Source organism: Variovorax sp. RTB1, from assembly GCF_035018765.1.
In the GTDB taxonomy this organism is placed as follows: domain Bacteria; phylum Pseudomonadota; class Gammaproteobacteria; order Burkholderiales; family Burkholderiaceae_C; genus Variovorax.
The window spans coordinates 151013-167161 of the sequence record NZ_JASJXG010000007.1 but is presented as its reverse complement, the minus strand read 5'-3'; the positions used below and the strand labels follow the sequence as shown (position 1 = coordinate 167161).

At 65.3% G+C, this 16149-nt stretch carries 13 protein-coding genes and 1 tRNA gene; all 14 read right to left on the bottom strand.

Going from position 1 to position 16149, the window contains the following annotated elements; translation table 11 throughout:
- Nucleotides 1–1510 (bottom strand): xanthine dehydrogenase family protein molybdopterin-binding subunit (locus QN397_RS07665; RefSeq protein WP_323500558.1); only part of this gene is annotated, 1510 nt, incomplete at its 3' end.
- Between the two features lie 4 nt (nt 1511–1514).
- The gene (locus QN397_RS07660) at nt 1515–2459 is read right to left on the bottom strand and encodes a xanthine dehydrogenase family protein subunit M (protein ID WP_323495461.1); all 945 of its coding nucleotides are present in this window, start codon (nt 2457–2459) and stop codon (nt 1515–1517) included.
- A complete protein-coding gene (paoA, locus tag QN397_RS07655) occupies nt 2456–3115 on the bottom strand; it encodes an aldehyde dehydrogenase iron-sulfur subunit PaoA (protein ID WP_323495460.1) in 660 nt (219 codons plus the stop codon). The genes QN397_RS07660 and paoA overlap by 4 nt, the downstream gene beginning before the upstream one ends.
- Before the next feature lie 32 nt (nt 3116–3147).
- Complete coding sequence (locus tag QN397_RS07650) at nt 3148–3336, bottom strand: hypothetical protein (RefSeq protein ID WP_323495459.1); 189 nt, start codon at nt 3334–3336, stop codon at nt 3148–3150.
- A 184-nt stretch (nt 3337–3520) separates the two neighbouring features.
- Nucleotides 3521–3613 (bottom strand) — tRNA-Sec (locus QN397_RS07645).
- Nucleotides 3614–3637: 24 nt separating this feature from the next.
- A complete protein-coding gene (gene selB / locus QN397_RS07640; RefSeq protein WP_323495458.1) occupies nt 3638–5647 on the bottom strand; it encodes a selenocysteine-specific translation elongation factor in 2010 nt (669 codons plus the stop codon).
- 16 nt (nt 5648–5663) lie between these two features.
- Nucleotides 5664–6860 (bottom strand): ferritin-like domain-containing protein, encoded by a 1197-nt coding sequence (locus tag QN397_RS07635; protein ID WP_323495457.1) that lies wholly within the window; start codon nt 6858–6860, stop codon nt 5664–5666.
- On the bottom strand, nt 6826–7689 hold the full coding sequence (locus QN397_RS07630; RefSeq protein ID WP_323495456.1) for a phosphate/phosphite/phosphonate ABC transporter substrate-binding protein: 864 nt from the start codon (nt 7687–7689) through the stop codon (nt 6826–6828). Before QN397_RS07630 ends, QN397_RS07635 begins: the two co-directional genes overlap by 35 nt.
- A 29-nt stretch (nt 7690–7718) precedes the next feature.
- Complete coding sequence (locus QN397_RS07625; protein ID WP_323500557.1) at nt 7719–8846, bottom strand: acyl-CoA dehydrogenase family protein; 1128 nt, start codon at nt 8844–8846, stop codon at nt 7719–7721.
- 25 nt (nt 8847–8871) lie between these two features.
- The gene (gene selA / locus QN397_RS07620; RefSeq protein WP_323495454.1) at nt 8872–10332 is read right to left on the bottom strand and encodes an L-seryl-tRNA(Sec) selenium transferase; all 1461 of its coding nucleotides are present in this window, start codon (nt 10330–10332) and stop codon (nt 8872–8874) included.
- Nucleotides 10332–11381: a formate dehydrogenase accessory protein FdhE gene (gene fdhE, locus QN397_RS07615; protein ID WP_323495453.1), complete on the bottom strand. Its 1050-nt coding sequence runs from the start codon at nt 11379–11381 to the stop codon at nt 10332–10334. Before fdhE ends, selA begins: the two co-directional genes overlap by 1 nt.
- A gap of 13 nt (nt 11382–11394) precedes the next feature.
- Nucleotides 11395–12024 carry a formate dehydrogenase subunit gamma gene (locus QN397_RS07610; RefSeq protein ID WP_323500556.1) on the bottom strand — a complete coding sequence of 210 codons (630 nt, stop codon included), beginning with the start codon at nt 12022–12024 and terminating at the stop codon, nt 11395–11397.
- 10 nt (nt 12025–12034) lie between these two features.
- Nucleotides 12035–13036, bottom strand: coding sequence for a formate dehydrogenase subunit beta (gene fdxH, locus QN397_RS07605; protein WP_323495451.1), 1002 nt, complete (start codon nt 13034–13036; stop codon nt 12035–12037).
- Between the two features lie 3 nt (nt 13037–13039).
- Nucleotides 13040–16114, bottom strand: a complete 3075-nt coding sequence (fdnG, locus tag QN397_RS07600; RefSeq protein ID WP_323495450.1) for a formate dehydrogenase-N subunit alpha — start codon at nt 16112–16114, stop codon at nt 13040–13042.
- Between the last annotated feature and the right edge of the window lie 35 nt (nt 16115–16149).

The window sequence follows — 16149 nt, the reverse complement described above, 5'->3', positions numbered from 1 at the left end:
ACACCGGAAAGTCCGAGTCGCCCAGCCGCACCACCACCTGTTCGAGCGGGACGCCGAGCAGCTCCGCCGCAGTCTGCGCAATGACCGTGTAGCTGCCGGTGCCGATGTCCGTCATGTCGGTCGAGATCGTGACCACTCCCTTGCCGTCCAGCGACGCGCGCGCCGCCGAGTTCATGGTCATGTTGCCGCGGAACGCGCTGGCCATGCCCATGCCGACCAGCCATCGGCCGTCGCGCACCTGGCCCGGCGTGGCACGCCGTTGCTCCCAGCCGAAGCGCTGCGACCCGATGCGCAGGCAGCCAATGAGGTCGCGGTGCGAGAACGCACGGCCGGGCTTCTCGGGATCGACCTGGGTGTCGTTCGCGATGCGCAGCGCCACCGGGTCCATCTTCAGGCGCTCCGCCAGCTCGTCCATGGCGATTTCGAGCGCCATCAATCCAGGCGCCTCGCCAGGTGCGCGCATTGCGTTGCCTTCGGGCAAATCGAGCGTGGCGAGACGGTGGGATGTGATGCGGTTGTCAGCCGCGTAGAGTTGGCGCGTCTGCATCGCGGCGGTTTCGGGCTGACCGCCGGGCAGGTCACCGGACCAGCTCTCGTGCGAGATCGCGACCAGCTTGCCGTCGTTACCGGCGCCCAGCTGGATGCGCTGGATCGTCGCGGGGCGATGGGTCGTGTTGTTGGGAATTTGCGGACGCGCGAGCGCCACCTTGACCGGTCGGCCGGCCACGCGTGCCGCCAGCGCCGCCATGACGACGTCGCTGCGAATCCACAGCTTGGAGCCGAAGCCGCCACCGACATAGCTCGACACGACACGGACGTCCGCCGGCTGCAGGCCGAGCACTTCCGCCAAGTCGCGCCTCGCCCAGGCGATCATCTGATTCGAGGTCCACACCGTGAGCTTGCCCTCCTGCCAAGACGCGATGCTGGCGAACGGCTCCATCGCCGAGTGGCTCTGGTTGGGCGTGGTGTAAGTCTGGTCGACCTTCACGGGGGCGTTCGCGAAGGCCTCGGCGAAATTGCCGACGGCAGTGTCCGGCGGGTCGTCCATCTTCGGCTTCACGGCCGAGGCACGTTCTTTGGCCAGGTCGAAGCGGCCTTCGAGACGGTCGTACTCGACCACGATGAGCTGCGTGGCCGCTCTGGCCTGCTCGAACGTCGAGGCCACCACGATGGCCACCGCCTGATCGAAGTGATCGATCTCGGGCCCCGCCATCAGTTTGGCGGTGATGGCCTTGGCCTTGTTGACCTTGCCGGCGTTCTCATGGGTGACCACGGCGATCACGCCGGGTGCCGCGCGCGCGGCGCTGGTGTCGAGGCGCCGAATGCGCCCCTTGGCGATGGCAGCACCGAGGATGACGCCGTAAGCCTGGTTGGGCACCACGTCGTGCCGCTCATAGGCGTAGGGCGCGGTGCCGGTGGTTTTCAGTGGGCCGTCGATACGGTCGTACGGTTTACCGACCACCTTGAGACGGTCGATCGGATTGCGGGTCGCGGGTTGATCGAACTTCATGATTTCAACTCCTCGCTTCCGCCAGCACCGAAGCCAGCGTGCGTTCCACCAGCAGCGGCTTGAACGCGTTGTGTTCACTGGTGCGTGCGCCTGCGAGCGTGACGCGCGCAATCGACGCAGCATCGGCCTGCGACTCCGCTGCCTCGACGCGCCACGGCTTGGGTGCCAGACCGCCATAGGCGAAGCGCCCCCGCCCATCGGGCTGGACCACCGCCGCCACCGAGATCAGCGCAAACGCATACGACGCGCGATCGCGCACCTTGCGGTAAATGTGCTTGCCGCCCAACGGCGCCGGCAGCGTTACTGAGGTGATCATTTCGTCGCGCGCGAGGGTGTTTTCGACCTGTGGCGTGGTGCCGGGCAGGCGATAGAAATCGGCGATCGAAATCGCGCGTCGCGTGCCGTCGGCCAGCACCGTTTCCACCGAGGCGTCGAGCAGGCGCATGGCGACTGCCATGTCGCTCGGATGCGTTGCGATGCACTGGTCGCTGGTCGACAAGATCGCCAGGTTGCGATCGAAGCCGCCTATCGCAGAGCAGCCAGAGCCCGGCTGGCGCTTGTTGCAAGGCTTGGTCGTGTCGTAGAAATAGGGGCAGCGCGTGCGTTGCAGCAGGTTGCCTGCGGTCGTCGCCTTGTTGCGCAACTGGCCCGAGGCGCCTGACATCAAAGCGCGACTGAGCACGGCGTAGTCGGCACGCACGCGCGGGTGTGCAGCAAGGTCGGTGTTGCGTACGAGCGCGCCGATACGCAACCCGCCGCCTTGCATGTCTTCGACCTGGCCCAGGTTCAGGCGGTTGATGTCGATGAGGTGCGTCGGAGTTTCGATCTGCAGCTTCATCAGGTCGAGCAGGTTGGTGCCGCCTGCAATGAGCCTGGCGCCGGGCGTATTGGCCAGCGACGCGGCCGCACCGGCGGGCGTCGAGGCCCGCTCGAAAGTGAACTGCTTCATGCGGCGTCTCCGGCGACTTCCTGGATGGCGTCGAGGATGTTGGCGTAGGCGCCACAGCGGCAGATGTTGCCGCTCATGCGCTCGCGTATTTCTTCCGGCGTGGCCCGTTGAATGGCGCTGATGTCGACGCTCACGTGGCTCGGTATGCCGGCCTTGATTTCCTGCAGCGTGCCGACTGCAGAGCAGATCTGGCCCGGCGTGCAGTAGCCGCACTGGAAGCCGTCGTGCTTGATGAAAGCAGCCTGCATCGGGTGCAGCTTGCCGGGCGTTCCCAACCCTTCAATCGTTGTGATCTCGTCGCCGTCGTGCAGCGCGGCCAGCGTGAGGCAACTGTTGATGCGCCGACCATTGACCAGCACAGTGCAGGCACCGCATTGACCGTGGTCGCATCCTTTTTTGGAGCCGGTGAGATGGAGGTGTTCTCGCAGCGTGTCCAGCAAGGTGGTGCGGGTGTCGAGGTCGAGGGCGTGGCTCTGGCCGTTGACTTTGAGTTCGATGGGCATCATGGGCAGGGGTCCCGCGCCTTTGGGTGCAGATGTTTCGACCGTTTGCGCACGGCTTGCCGCAATGGGCAGCACTGCGCCAGCGGCAGTGGCCATGCCGCTCGCGAGTACGTCACGCCTGCGGACTTCGTAAGAGTCTGGTTGTATCGACATCGTGGGTTTGACGGATGGTTACCGGTCTGGTCTCAAGGCGCCTCTTCGGGCGCCTGGTGGGGAATGACGTCTTCGGGGCTGGGCGAGTTCTGTCCGCCTTCGGACTTCACGGTGCCCTCTTCGAGGTGCAGCTCAGCAATCTTTTCCTGGGCCTCGTGTCTCGCTTGCTCAAGCAGCGATTCGTTATCGAGCGCGTCGGGGGACGGTGATGTTGCAGTCATGGGGATTCCTTGCGTGGGGCAGGCAACTAGGTGCCCGAGGTATGGAAGTTGGAAGCGTTGCCGACCTTTTCGTCAGAACGATCCAAAGCACCTTGCCTCGGCACCGCGCCGTGCCGCGTCGGACTTGACGCCGAGCACTGGTGCTCCGGCAACAGGAGACGCTACCGTCTCGCTGGACCGAGGGCGGAAGGGAGAGGGAGTCGAACCCTCCCGGCGACGCGTGGCGCCACCCACCGGGTTTGAAGCCCGGCCGCCCCACCAGGGACGATTCCCTTCCATGTCTTGTTGCTCATGGAACGATTCATGTCGACGACGACGACGACGCAGCAGGCTTGCTGCTGCCCGACGCACCGAACATCACGGTATCGGGCCGCAGCAAATGCACATCCTTGACGCGTCGCGTATAGCCGACGCGGTCGAAAAATTCGAGCAGCTGTATCGCGCGCTTGCGACCGAGGCCGGTCGCGTCTCTGAAGCTTGCGGCTTGCAGCCCCTCCGGTAACGCGAGGCAGTCGCGTGCCAGTGCGGCCAGCCGCTCGATGGTCGCCGCTGGATAGTACAAGTCCTTGACCACCTGGAATGTCAGACCGCGCCGCGCCAGGCTGGCGAGGGTTTGGCGCACGACCGCATCCGATGCGCCGCAGCCTTTGGCGAGGTCGCGCACCCAGGCGGGATCGAAGCCGCCGTCTGCAAGCACGGGCAACAGCTTTTGGCCCAGCCGCTCTTCGGTGGCGCTGAGCACGGCCGCATGCGCGGGCAGATGCAGCCAGTGGCCGCTGCGTGCCAATGCGCCGTGGTCGAGCAGCGCTTCGATGGCGTGCAGCCACAACGCATCGCCGGTGCGTGGTGCGGCAAGTCGCTTGAGGCGGCGCGGGTCGGGGCCGACCTCTTCGGGCGATGTGGCGTGGAATTCTGCGAGGCGGTCGGTGATGCGCTGTTGCAGCGCAGCGAAGTGCGTGCCGGCGATGAGTGAGCCGGTGTTCAGAGCGCTTGCAGTCGATGCGCCGGCCAGCCGCACGGCATCGGCTGGCAACGGCAACGCCACATCTGGCTGCAGCGCGAGCGCACGCGTCACGCGGTCTGCATCGATGCCGAGTGGGGCGCTGGCGAGGAGCGCCGCCACGAGCGCGGCGCGCTCGTCCAGCGCCCACGCTGCCAGCGCGTGCAGGCGCTCCGGCGTTCGTCGATAGCGCACGGGCGCAAAGGGATCGAGCACGCGCACGCCTGCGATGGTTCGCACTGCGGATGCGTCGCGCAGCACGCCGCGGTCGCCGTGCCATGCGGTCATCGGTTCGCGCAGCACGAGTTGCGCGAGCGCGGTGTCGCCGGGTGCCAGCACATCGCGGTCGAGCAATGCGACCGAAGCCATCACGTCGCTGGTGCCGAGGTGCGTGTGCACGGTCGTGCCGGAGCGCAGTGCGTGCGCCTCGCCGGGCCACAACGTGAGCTGCACGTCGATGCGATCGGTGCTCAGCGCGATGCCGGGCGCGCACACCCACTGGCCGCGATGGACCTCTTCTTTGGCAACGCCGGCCAGCGCGAGGGCGCAACGCTGACCGACATGCGCGGACTCGGCTTGCTCGTTCTGCGCGTGGATGCCGCGCACGCGCACCTTGCGCTCGCCGGGGACGAGGATGAGTTCGTCGCCTATGTTTACCCGGCCTGCCATGACGGAGCCGGTGACGACGGTGCCAACGCCGGGGAGGGTGAAGGAGCGGTCTACTGCGAGGCGGAAGGCTTGGGCATCGTTGGATGCTTGCCCCCATTCCTGCCTTCGCCCGGGAAGGGAAGGAGCAAGACGGACTGCCTCCGCGACCAGGTGGTTGCGCAGGGCATCTATGCCTTCGCCGGTCGTTGCCGACAGCGCGAAGCCCGGCGCGCCTGCGAGCGAGGTGTCGGCGAGCAGGGCATCGATGTCGGCGCGCACCTGTGCCACGCGCACGTCGCGTTCGGCGGCATCGATGCGATCGATCTTCGTGATGACGACAGTCCCTCGTTGCAGGCCGAGCAACGCGACCACGGCCAGGTGCTCGCGCGTTTGCGGCATCACGCCGTCGTCGGCCGCCACCACCAGCAAGGCGTGGTCGACGCCGGTGGCGCCGGCCAGCATGGTGTGCAGCAGGCGCTCGTGGCCAGGCACGTCGACGAAGCCCAGGGACACGTCATCGGCAGTGCGCAGGTACGCGTAGCCCAGCTCGATAGAGATGCCGCGCCGCTTCTCTTCCGGCAGCCGGTCGGTGTCGACACCGGTGAGCGCGCGGACCAGCGTCGTCTTGCCGTGGTCGATGTGACCTGCGGTGCCGATGATCATGACGCGCGCCTGGCCATCACATGAAGTTGCGCGTGTGCATGTCAGCCAGGCGATCTGCTTCTGCACGCTCGAAGCCCAACCGCCCGAGCCGCGCACGCCGGCCGGCAGACATCTCGCGCTTGAGTTGCTGCACCGCCTCGTGCCCGCGCGCGATGGCCGGCACCGTGAGCTCGCCGGCGGCCAGCAGCACCAGCGCATCGAACACTTCTTCGTTCAGGCCTGCGGTATTGGCAAGCGCGTCGTAGCGCTGCTCGATCGCATTGCGCAAACGGAGCTGGTAGTCGGGCTCCTCGGCCAGCCGGTACTCCAAGTGCGCCATGCCGAAGGCCACGTGCCGCGCCTCGTCGCGCGCCGCCAGCCGGGCGATCTGCCGCGTCACCGGATCGGGCGCGTGCACATGCAGGAAGTTCAGCAGGTTGATGAAGCTGCCTTCACCGAGCACCGACAGCAGGAAGGTCGCGATCGAGAAATCCGGCGCCTCGAAGAGCGACTGCAAGCTGGCCTGGCCGCCCGCGGTCGACAACCCAGGCTTGCCGCCGCGCAAGGCCACGCGGCGCGTGAACACTTCGATGTGGCGCGCCTCGTCGGCGCACTGCAGCGCCAGCAGTTGCAGCACTTCGCGGTAGTGCGGATGGATCTGGCCGAGGTGCCGCGCCGGCACCAGCAGCGCGGCGTTCTCGTTTTCGATCAGGTACGTCATGACCTGCACCACGGCTGCTTCGACGGGGGGCGGCAGGTCGAACGGTGCGTCCCAATCGACGGCAGTGGCCGGATCCCATTGCGCTGCGGCGGCTTGCGCGTAGAGCGCGCCGGCGGTCTCTGCCCACAGCTCGTTGCGGCGATGCAGCGTGAAGGCGAAGGGCGGGCTACCGGCCTCGACCGTGGCTCCGCGTGCGGCCAGACCCCAGCCAGCGAGGGCGTCTTCGGCCGGCGCGTCGCTCGCAGACTGCGCGCCATGCCAGCGCCCTTCGGCGTGCGATGCGCGTGTCAACAGCGCCTGCGTTGCGCCGGACTCGCCCTTGTCGAAGCGCACGCCGTGCCCTTGCTGCCGGCACCATGCTTCCAGGTGAATGTCCCACGCCGGCGCCGTGCCTTGCACACGCAGTTCGCCGCTCGCAGGCACCTCGGCCAGCGCACGGCGGATGAGCAGCAGGGCGCCTTGTTCGAGCCCGAGCGACTCAATATCGATAGTCGGTGTTGAGGATGCGGCCATCTTGGCTGTAGAACTTTTCGTTGTCGACGGCGCGTTCGAGTTGTGCGTAGCCAGTGGTGCGGCCGGTGCGCCATTCGCGCAGGCCTTCGAGTTCGAGCAGCGGGCGCACCAGCGGATCGTCCCAGCGCATCGACAGCAGCAGCGTCACGAAGTGTTCGATCTGGCGTTCCGGCGCGCCGGGGCTGGTCGTGAAGTTGCAATGGTCGAAGGGCGCGGTGCTCGCGATGATGCGTGTGCTGCCGGCGGGCAGCGTGCCGTCGAGGCCGAAGGCCAGGTGGTTACCCGCGATGAGGCAGCACGCATCGACCTCGTGGGCCATCAACGCGCGTGCCGCATCCCGTTCGCCGCCGATGTGGTCGCCATGCTTGCCCCCGAGCACGTCGAAGATCCTGAGCGTGAAATCGTCGCGCTGGATCAGGCCTTCTTCGGTCCGCAGATGGTCCAGTGGAATGAGCGTGGCCTGGGGTGAATCGAGCGCGCCTGCGCCGATCGTCTTGTCGCGCAGGTCGGATGCTTTCTCGATGTCGCTGTCGGCGCGCACGACGATCACCGAGCGCAGGTCGATGTCGGTGTCGCGCATCGCGACCGACTTCACCTGCAGCCCCCTGCTGCGCGCGATGCGGTCGGCCCGCACCCACGCGAGCGGCGAGTTCCACGCGAGGTGGATCGAGCCATCGAACTGCGCCTCGACCTGTCGTTCGTAGTTCGAATACAGCACGTAGTCGAAGGGCAGGCCGTGCGCGATGAAGAAGGCCTTGAAGCCTTCCCAGATGGTGACGACCTTGGGCGCATAGGCGACTGCGCCCATCACCAGAGTTTGTTCTGACATGCGGTGTTCTTTCAGTAATTGGTCGATGTTCAGAACAGCGGCAGGCCGGTGATGGCCTTGCCGATGAAGTCGTACAGCACGTCGGATGTCGGCGCCATCACGCTCGATGCGCGTGCATCGCGGAACAGGCGTTCGATGCCGGCTTCCTTGCGAAAGGCGGCGCCACCGCACACGCGCATCGCGATGTCGGTCACTTCGAGCGCGGTCTCGGCGGCAGCGGCCTTGACTTCGAGCACGCGCAGCATGGTGTCGGCGCCGCCGGCACCGATGGCGGCCACCGTGTCGTCCAGCAGCGCCTGCGCCATGTCGGTCTTGATGCGGCCGCGTGCCAGGTAGGCGCGGATGGTCGGCAGGTCGGCCAGCGAGCTGTCGAGATGCAGGTGGCGCGTCTGGCTCACATGGCCGATGGCGCGCGACATGGCGCCTTCCATCAGGCCGACGGAGCACGCCGCGGCGAGCGAGGTGAACCACGGCAGCACGACGCCCATCATGGTGTCGAAACCCTTGCCGTCTTCGCCCAACTGATCGGTCGCCGCGACGCGGACGCCCTCGGCGGTGACAGGCGTCGAGGCGTTGCCGCGCAAGCCGAGTCCGTCGAACTTGAAGGGCTGGCTCAAGCCCTTTGCTTTGGCCTCGACGTACCAGAGCGTGCTGGCGCCTTCGGCCGCGAGCGGCTTGCTCGACCACACATAGCTGTCGGCTTCGAAGGCCGATGTGACCCAACTCTTGCGCGCGTCGAGCACCACAGCGTCGCCCTGGTCGCCACTGTCGAGCCGTGCGGTGCCGGTGGGCGCCCAGAAGTGGCTGCGCGAATCGGCTTCGGAGAAAGCCAGCGTGCTGAGATGCTTGCCCGCGGCGATGGCCTTGCGCACCGACTCGTTGCCCTGTTGCTCGATGACCGCCGTCGCGCAGTAGTGCATGCAGACGACCATCGCCGTCGAAGGGCAGGTCTGCGCGATGCGCGACACCATCTGCACTGCTTCTGCAAGGCCCTTGCCCATGCCACCCACGCTGGTCGCGGAGACGAGTCCGAGCAGGCCCGCACTGCCCAAAGCCCGGATCACCTCGCGCGGAAAGCGGCCCTCGGTGTCGGTGCGCTGGGCCAGTGGCGCCAGGGTGTCGGCGAGGATGGGGGTAAGCAGGTCGAGATGGGACATGGGATGAGTCAGGCGGAAGTGGGGTCTATTGCAGCCGCTCGCGCAGGGCGGGCAACTGGTCGACGAAGGGCGCGCTGTTTTCGAGGCACCGCAGGTCGAGCAACAGCCGATCATCTGCGATGCGGCCGATCACCGGCAGCGGCAGGCTGCGCAGCGCGGTCGCCAGCGCATCGAGCGCGGTGCCGATGCCTTTCTTCGACGTGCCCGCAGGTGCCAGCGCAAGACCGGCGGAAGGCAGGCGTTCGACCGGCAATGAGCCGGAACCGATCTGGCCGAGCAGTTCGACCACCTCGACGGTGAAGCGCGGGCTGACCGCGTCCGCCACCGCCCCTCGAACCGCATGCGCCAGTGCACGGATGGTGTCGGCCGGCCGCGTCAGCAGGCGCAGCGTCGGCAGGTCTTGTGCCAGCCGCTCTGGCCGCAGGTAGAGCATGAGAGTCGCTTCGAGCGCAGCCATCGGCAGCTTGCTCATGCGGAGCGCGCGCTTCATTGGGTACTTGCGGATGCGGCCGACAGCCTCTTTGCTGCCGACGATCAAGCCCGCCTGCGGACCACCGAGCAGCTTGTCGCCGGAGAAGGTGACGACATCGCAGCCGGCCGCCAGCATCTCTTGCGGCAACGGCTCGCGCGGCAAGCCGTAGTGCGCAAGATCGATGAGCGAGCCGCTGCCCAGATCGGTGGCGAGCGGCACGCCGCGCGCATGGGCGATGGGCGCCAGCACGGCTTCGTCGACTGTCGCGGTGAAGCCTTGCACCATGTAATTGCTGGTGTGCACCTTCATCACGAGTGCGGTGCGGTCGTTGATGGCGTGCTCGTAGTCGGCGGGATGGGTGCGGTTGGTGGTGCCGACCTCGACCATGCGCGCGCCGGCGCTCGCCATCACGTCCGGCATGCGAAAGGCGCCGCCGATCTCGACCAGCTCACCGCGCGAGACGATGACTTCGCTCCTGTCGGGCGTTGCGCCTGCCAGCGCCGCGATGGTCAGCAGCACGGCCGCCGCGTTGTTGTTGACGACCGTCGCAGCCTCTGCGCCGGTGATCGTGCAGAGCAGTTCCTCGACGATCGAATCGCGATCGCCACGGCCACCGGACGCCAGGTCGTATTCGAGATTGTTGGGAGACGTCATGAGCTTCAGCATGTGCTGCAGCGCTGCGTCGGCCAGCAGAGCACGACCGAAGTTGGTATGGATGACGATGCCGGTGAGATTGAGCACGGCCTGCATGCGCGGTGCGAGGCGTTTTCGCACGCGAGCGGTCAACGCATCGGCGACGGCTTCGGGCTTTACTGCATCTGCTTGCAACGTACCGGCAACTGCTTGCGCACGCAAACCATCCAGCAGCGCACGCGCTTCCTTCACCACCAGCGTGTGACCGTGTTCGCGGAGCAAAGCGCTTGCCGTGGCACCGCGCAACAGCAAGTCGACCGAGGGCAGATCCTGGGGCCTTGCCTTCGAGCCGTGGACCACGGACTCTTCGGGCGCGGCCATCAGCCGCCTCCGCCGTCGTGGTCTGGCGGACTCGGCTCAGGGTCGCCGAAGAGCAGCATCAGGTTGTGGCCGCTGCGCTCGAAACCGGCTTCGGACACAAGCAAGTCCAGCGCGACGCTGGCGAGGTCGTCGGCGACGGGTTCGACCTCGGGGTCTTTCTCCATCGAGACCTGCTTCAGGTAATGGCCGCAGGTGTCGCAGCACTCGGCCTTGACGGCGCCCGCTTTTGCGCCCGGCAACCCAGCGGTGGCCCGCGGCGCAGCGCCTTGTTCGACCGCCAGCTCCTGGTAATGGATGCCTTCGGTACTCTCGCAATGCGTGCACTTGATGCGAACGAAATGCCACTGCGTGCTGCACAACGAACAGTGCAGATAGCGAAAGCCGGAGTCTTCAGCGCCGATGCGCGTGATGCTCGTGGTCGGCACGCTGCCGCAGCACGGGCATTCGGTCGCGGGCTCGGTTTGGCCGAAGACGCGTTCGCCGTGCGTGTCGGCAGTCAGCATTGCCAGCTGTGCCCAGTACGTCTGCAGGCCGGCAGCGATCAACGGTGCCGTCGCCAGATCGAGCCCTAAGGTGATGCGACGCGACAAGTGATCGGCCTGGTGCTCGATCCAAGGGTCGGGGCTGGCGAGCAACCGGTCGACGGTGTCGCGCGCCGGCCCCGCGGTCAGTCGCTCTCTGAACACGCCGAGCAGCCGCCGCAGGCCATCTCGCCAAACCGGATCGCGCGGCCAGCCGAAGGCCGGCATCGGCGGCTTCAAGGCTTTGGCGGCGGCCTGGCAGGCTTCGGTATCCGGCAGTGCGACCGCCGGGTAGTTTTGCAGCACCTCGTGCTGTGCCGTTGCCAGGTCTGCGATGAAGATCAGGTACTCGCGCATCGGGTGCGACGCGGCGAGCTGACGCAGCCGAAGCTGCCGGTCAGAGAACAGATTGAGGCGCTCGGGCAGGCGCACGAACGGCATTTGCCGCCCGGCCTGCAAGGCGATTTCTTCAGCACTCAGAACCCGAATATTGCGAACAGGGGGAGCGTTGCCGGTATTGCTTGTCATCGGAGCCGATTATTCACGGCTTGTCAGTCCCGGTCATTTCGCGGTGCCACAGCGGGTGATTGAGCTTGGCCCACGCTTCGGTCACCGTGCCGCGCGTCATCGCCCGCATCGTGCCCTTGACCCAGATCGCTGCGTAGATGTGAGTGATGACCGACAGGATCAGCACGATGGCCGAGAACGCGTGCACCAGCACCGCGATGCGCCGCAGGGTGATCGGAAAGAAGCCGACGAACCAGGGGCTCCAGAAAATGAAGCCGGTGAGAAACAGCAGCACCAGGCTGACCCCGAAGGCCCAGAACACCAGCTTTTGCCCGGCGTTGTATTTCCCGACCGGCGGCATCTTGGACTTGTCGCCCTTCAACATGCTCGGCGCGTTCTTCATCCACTCGCCATCGACGCGATTCAGCACGTTGTCGCGCCACACCGTGAAGAACAGGAAGGCGAAGCCCAGGACCATCGCGACGCCCATGAACGGGTGCAGCACACGCGTCCACGGACCGCCGCCGAACAGTCCGCTCAGGAAGAACAGGCTGGGGTGAAAGAAGGCCAGCCCCGAGAGGGCTGCGGCGACGAACATCATCGCGACGAACCAATGGTTCAGCCGGGTCGAGTCCGGGTAGCGGCGCAGGTAGCGAATCGTCATGGCGTGCTCCTTATTCCACAGGCGGCACATCGGCGCGCGAAGACGGACCAGACCTTGCCAGCGCAATGCGTGCCGCATCGTTAGGCGGTGGCGGCGGCCCTTCGATGATCTCCACGTCACCGCTGGCGTCGCCGTCGATGCCGGCTTTTTCTTTCGGCTCGATCGGCCCGACCTTCATGTAGTGGAAGAAGCTGCCGACCACCGCGCCGGCCATCGCCAGCACCGCCAGTGGCTTGGCCACACCCTTCCACAACGAGACGAACGGGCTGATGTGCGGGTCTTTCGGCAGGCCGCTGTAAAGGCCCGGCCGGTCGGCATGCTGCAGCACATACATGACGTGCGTGCCACCCACGCCGGCCGGGTCGTATACGCCCGCGTTGGCAAAGCCGCGCTCCTTGAGGTCGACGATGCGCTCGTCCGCGTACTCGTGCATCGCTTCCTTGGTGCCGAAGTGAATCGCACCGGTCGGGCAGGCCTTGACGCACGCCGGCTCCAGGCCCACGCCCACGCGGTCGGAACACAACGAACACTTGTAGGCTTTGTTATCGCCCTTGCTTATGCGTGGCACGTCGAAAGGGCAGCCCGTGACGCAGTTGCCGCAGCCGACGCAATGCTCGCTGATGAAGTCGACGATGCCGTTGCTGTATTTGACGATCGCGCCCGGTGAAGGGCAGGACTTCAGGCAACCGGGGTCTTCGCAATGCATGCAGCCGTCCTTGCGGATCAGCCATTCGAGCTTGCCGGGTTCGGGCTCGACTTCGGCAAAGCGCATCACGGTCCACGAGGCGGGCGTCAGGTCGTTCGGGTTGTTATAGCTGCCGACGTTTTCACCGATCTCGTCGCGCAGATCGTTCCATTCCATGCACGCGACCTGACAGGCCTTGCAGCCGATGCAGGTCGATACGTCGATGAGCTTGGCAACCTCCATCACGGCCGGACGATGCCGCACGTCGGGCGAAGGTTGTGTAGTGGCCGAACGGGCCGCGATGTCCAGAGTTTGAAGTGAGGACATGGATTAAGCCTTCTCGATGTTCACGGTAAACGACTTGTACTCAGGCGTCTGCGTGTTGGCATCCCCCACGAACGGAGTCAGCGTATTGACCAGATAGCCCGGCTTGGCCAGACCCACGAAGCCCCAGTGGTTCGGCATACCGACCGTGTGCACGGTGCGTCCGTCGACTTGCAAGCCGGGAATGCGCTTGGTCACGAGTGCCACCGCCTTGATGAAGCCACGCTTGCTGCTGACCTTGACGACATCGCCGTTGGCAATACCCTTGTCCTTCGCCAGCTCCTCACCAATCTCGACGAACTGCTGCGGCTGGATGATGGCCGAGGTGCGGACGTGCTTGGTCCATTGCTGAAAGTGCTCTGTCAGGCGGTAGCTGGTTGCCACATACGGGAAGTCCTTCGGCACGCCGAGGCGTTCCAGGTCGCCCTTGAAGATGCGTGCCGCAGGGTTGGCGCGTGCCACCTTGCTGTTCGGATGCATCAGGTTGTTGACCAGCGGCGACTCGAAAGGTTCGTAGTGCTCGGGCAATGGACCCTCGGCCAGGCCGGTCGGGGCAAAGAGTCGAGCCACGCCTTCGGCATTCATGATGAACGGACGCACTGCGTCGACTGCAAGCGGATCGGCATCCGGACGAATGTCAGGAATGTCGGAGCCCGACCATTTCTTGCCGTCCCAGCTGATCAATCCGCGCTTGGCAATCCACGGCTTGCCGGTGGCTGGATCGGCCCCGGCCGCGTTGTACAAAATGCGCCGGTTGGCAGGCCATGCCCACGCCCAGTTCAGCGCCTGGCCGATGCCGTACGGGTCGGCGTTGTCGCGCCGCGCCATCTGGTTGCCGGCCTGCGTCCATGCACCGGAATAAATCCAGCAGCCGCTGGCGGTGCTGCCGTCGTCCCGCAGCAGTCCGAAGCCTGGAAGCTGCTCGCCAGCTTTGGCCAGCACCTTGGTGGAATCGGCCGGGTCCACGAGGTCGGTTAATGCCTTGCCGTTGTATTCCATCGCAACCTCTTGCGCGGAGGGGGCGGACGGAATCTTGTAGTTCCAGGTCAGGTTGACGATCGGGTCAGGGAAGGCACCGCCATCCTTGACATAGGCCTGCCGCAACTTGTTGTAGATGCCGGCCACGATGTCGAGGTCACCCTTCGCCTCGCCAGGTCCTTCGGCGCCTTTCAGGTGCCATTGAAGCCAGCGACTCGAATTCGTGAGCGACCCTTCTTCTTCGGCGAAGCAGTTCGCCGGCAGACGGAACACGGTGGTCTGGATCTCGGCCGTCTTGACATCGTTGAACTCGCCGTAGTTCTTCCAGAATTCGCTGGTTTCGGTAATCAGCGGATCGATCGTCACGAGGAACTTGAGCTTGGACAACCCCGCGATGATTTTTGTTTTGTCAGGCAAGGCGCCAACAGGGTTGAAGCCCTGACAGATGTACCCGTTGATCTTGCCCTGGCTCATCAATTCGAAAGCCTGCAACACGTCGTACAACTTATCGATCTTGGGCAGGTAGTGAAAAGCCCAGTCGTTCTGCGCTGTCGCGGCATTGCCCCACCACGCCTTTTGCATGCTGACGAAGAACTTGGGATAGTTCTGCCAGTAGCTCATCTGGTTCGGGCGCAAGGGCTTGAGTGAGCGGCTCTTGTAGTAGACGTCGAGTGTCTGCTCGGAGTCGCGTGCCAGCGACATGTAGCCCGGAAGCGAGTTCGACAGCAGGCCCAGATCGGTCAGGCCCTGGATGTTGCTGTGGCCACGCAGCGCATTCATGCCACCACCCGAGGCGCCGATGTTGCCCAGCAGCAGTTGCATGATGGCCGCGGTGCGGATCATCTGCGTGCCCTGGCTGTGCTGTGTCCAACCTAGCGCGTACAGCACCGTCATGGTCCTGTCGGTGGTGCTGGTGCTGGCGATGTACTCGCACACCTTCAGGAATTTGTCTTGCGGTGTACCGGTGATGCGGCTCACCAGTTCTGGCGTGTAGCGCGAGAAATGACGCTTCATGACCTGCAGCACGCACTGCGGGTCCTGCATGGTCATATCGACTTTCGCCATGCCGGTGTCGTCGAGTGCATAGCCCCACGACTTCGCATCGTAGGTGCGCTTTTCTGCGTTGTAGCCGCTGAAGATACCTTCCTCGAACTTGTAGTCCGGCCCAACGATGAACGGCGCGTTGGTGTAGTTGCGAACGTACTCGGTTTGAATCTTGTTGTTGCTCAACAGGAAGTTCAGCACACCGGCCAGAAACGCGATGTCCGAGCCGGCACGTACGGGTGCGTAGTAGTCGGCTACGGCGGCCGAGCGCGTGAAGCGCGGGTCGACCACCACCAGCTTTGCCTTGTTCTGTTTCTTGGCTTCAATGACCCACTTGAAACCGCAGGGATGCGCCTCCGCAGCGTTGCCACCCATGATCAGCACCACATCCGCATTCTGGATGTCTTGCCAATGGTTGGTCATTGCACCTCGTCCGAACGTCGGGGCCAGACTGGCCACCGTAGGTCCGTGTCAAACGCGTGCCTGGTTATCGAAGACGAGCATCCCCGTGGAGCGGAATGCTTTGTGCGTCAGGTACCCGGTTTCGTTGGACGAGGCCGATGCACACAGCATGCCGGTGGTGGTCCAGCGGTTGACGGTCTTGCCTTCGGCGTTGGTCGGCTGGAAGTTGGCGTCGCGATCGGCCTTCAGCAAAGTTGCAATTTGCTCGAAAGCGCTGTCCCAGCTGATGCGCTTCCATTCATTGCTGCCGGGTTCGCGCATCTCCGGATACTTAAGCCGACTGGGGCTGTGCACGAAGTCGAGCAGGCCCGCGCCCTTGGGGCACAGCGTGCCGCGGTTGACCGGGTGGTCCGGGTCGCCCTCGATATGCAGGATCGCCGGGATCACGTTCTTGGCCTTGTCGCCCAGGCTGTACATGATGATGCCGCAACCCACCGAGCAATACGGGCAGGTATTGCGCGTTTCGGTGGTGCGGGCCAGCTTGAAGTTGCGTGCCTCGGCCAGTGCGGCCGTCGGCGAAAAACCAAGGGCGACCAAGCTGGAACCGACCAGCCCGGCACTGCTGACACGGAAGAAGTGGCGGCGATTCATGTCCATGAGGCTGCCTTTTTGAACGGTGCGTTTTTCATCGG

What these genes read in the sequence shown, in the direction of transcription:
- QN397_RS07660 (WP_323495461.1), bottom strand. Translation starts at nt 2,459, where the DNA reads ATGAAGCAGTTCACTTTCGAGCGGGCCTCGACGCCCGCCGGTGCGGCC.
- paoA (WP_323495460.1), bottom strand. Translation starts at nt 3,115, where the DNA reads ATGTCGATACAACCAGACTCTTACGAAGTCCGCAGGCGTGACGTACTC.
- QN397_RS07650 (WP_323495459.1), bottom strand. Translation starts at nt 3,336, where the DNA reads ATGACTGCAACATCACCGTCCCCCGACGCGCTCGATAACGAATCGCTG.
- selB (WP_323495458.1), bottom strand. Translation starts at nt 5,647, where the DNA reads ATGATCATCGGCACCGCAGGTCACATCGACCACGGCAAGACGACGCTG.
- QN397_RS07635 (WP_323495457.1), bottom strand. Translation starts at nt 6,860, where the DNA reads ATGGCCGCATCCTCAACACCGACTATCGATATTGAGTCGCTCGGGCTC.
- QN397_RS07630 (WP_323495456.1), bottom strand. Translation starts at nt 7,689, where the DNA reads ATGTCAGAACAAACTCTGGTGATGGGCGCAGTCGCCTATGCGCCCAAG.
- QN397_RS07625 (WP_323500557.1), bottom strand. Translation starts at nt 8,846, where the DNA reads ATGTCCCATCTCGACCTGCTTACCCCCATCCTCGCCGACACCCTGGCG.
- selA (WP_323495454.1), bottom strand. Translation starts at nt 10,332, where the DNA reads ATGGCCGCGCCCGAAGAGTCCGTGGTCCACGGCTCGAAGGCAAGGCCC.
- fdhE (WP_323495453.1), bottom strand. Translation starts at nt 11,381, where the DNA reads ATGACAAGCAATACCGGCAACGCTCCCCCTGTTCGCAATATTCGGGTT.
- QN397_RS07610 (WP_323500556.1), bottom strand. Translation starts at nt 12,024, where the DNA reads ATGACGATTCGCTACCTGCGCCGCTACCCGGACTCGACCCGGCTGAAC.
- fdxH (WP_323495451.1), bottom strand. Translation starts at nt 13,036, where the DNA reads ATGTCCTCACTTCAAACTCTGGACATCGCGGCCCGTTCGGCCACTACA.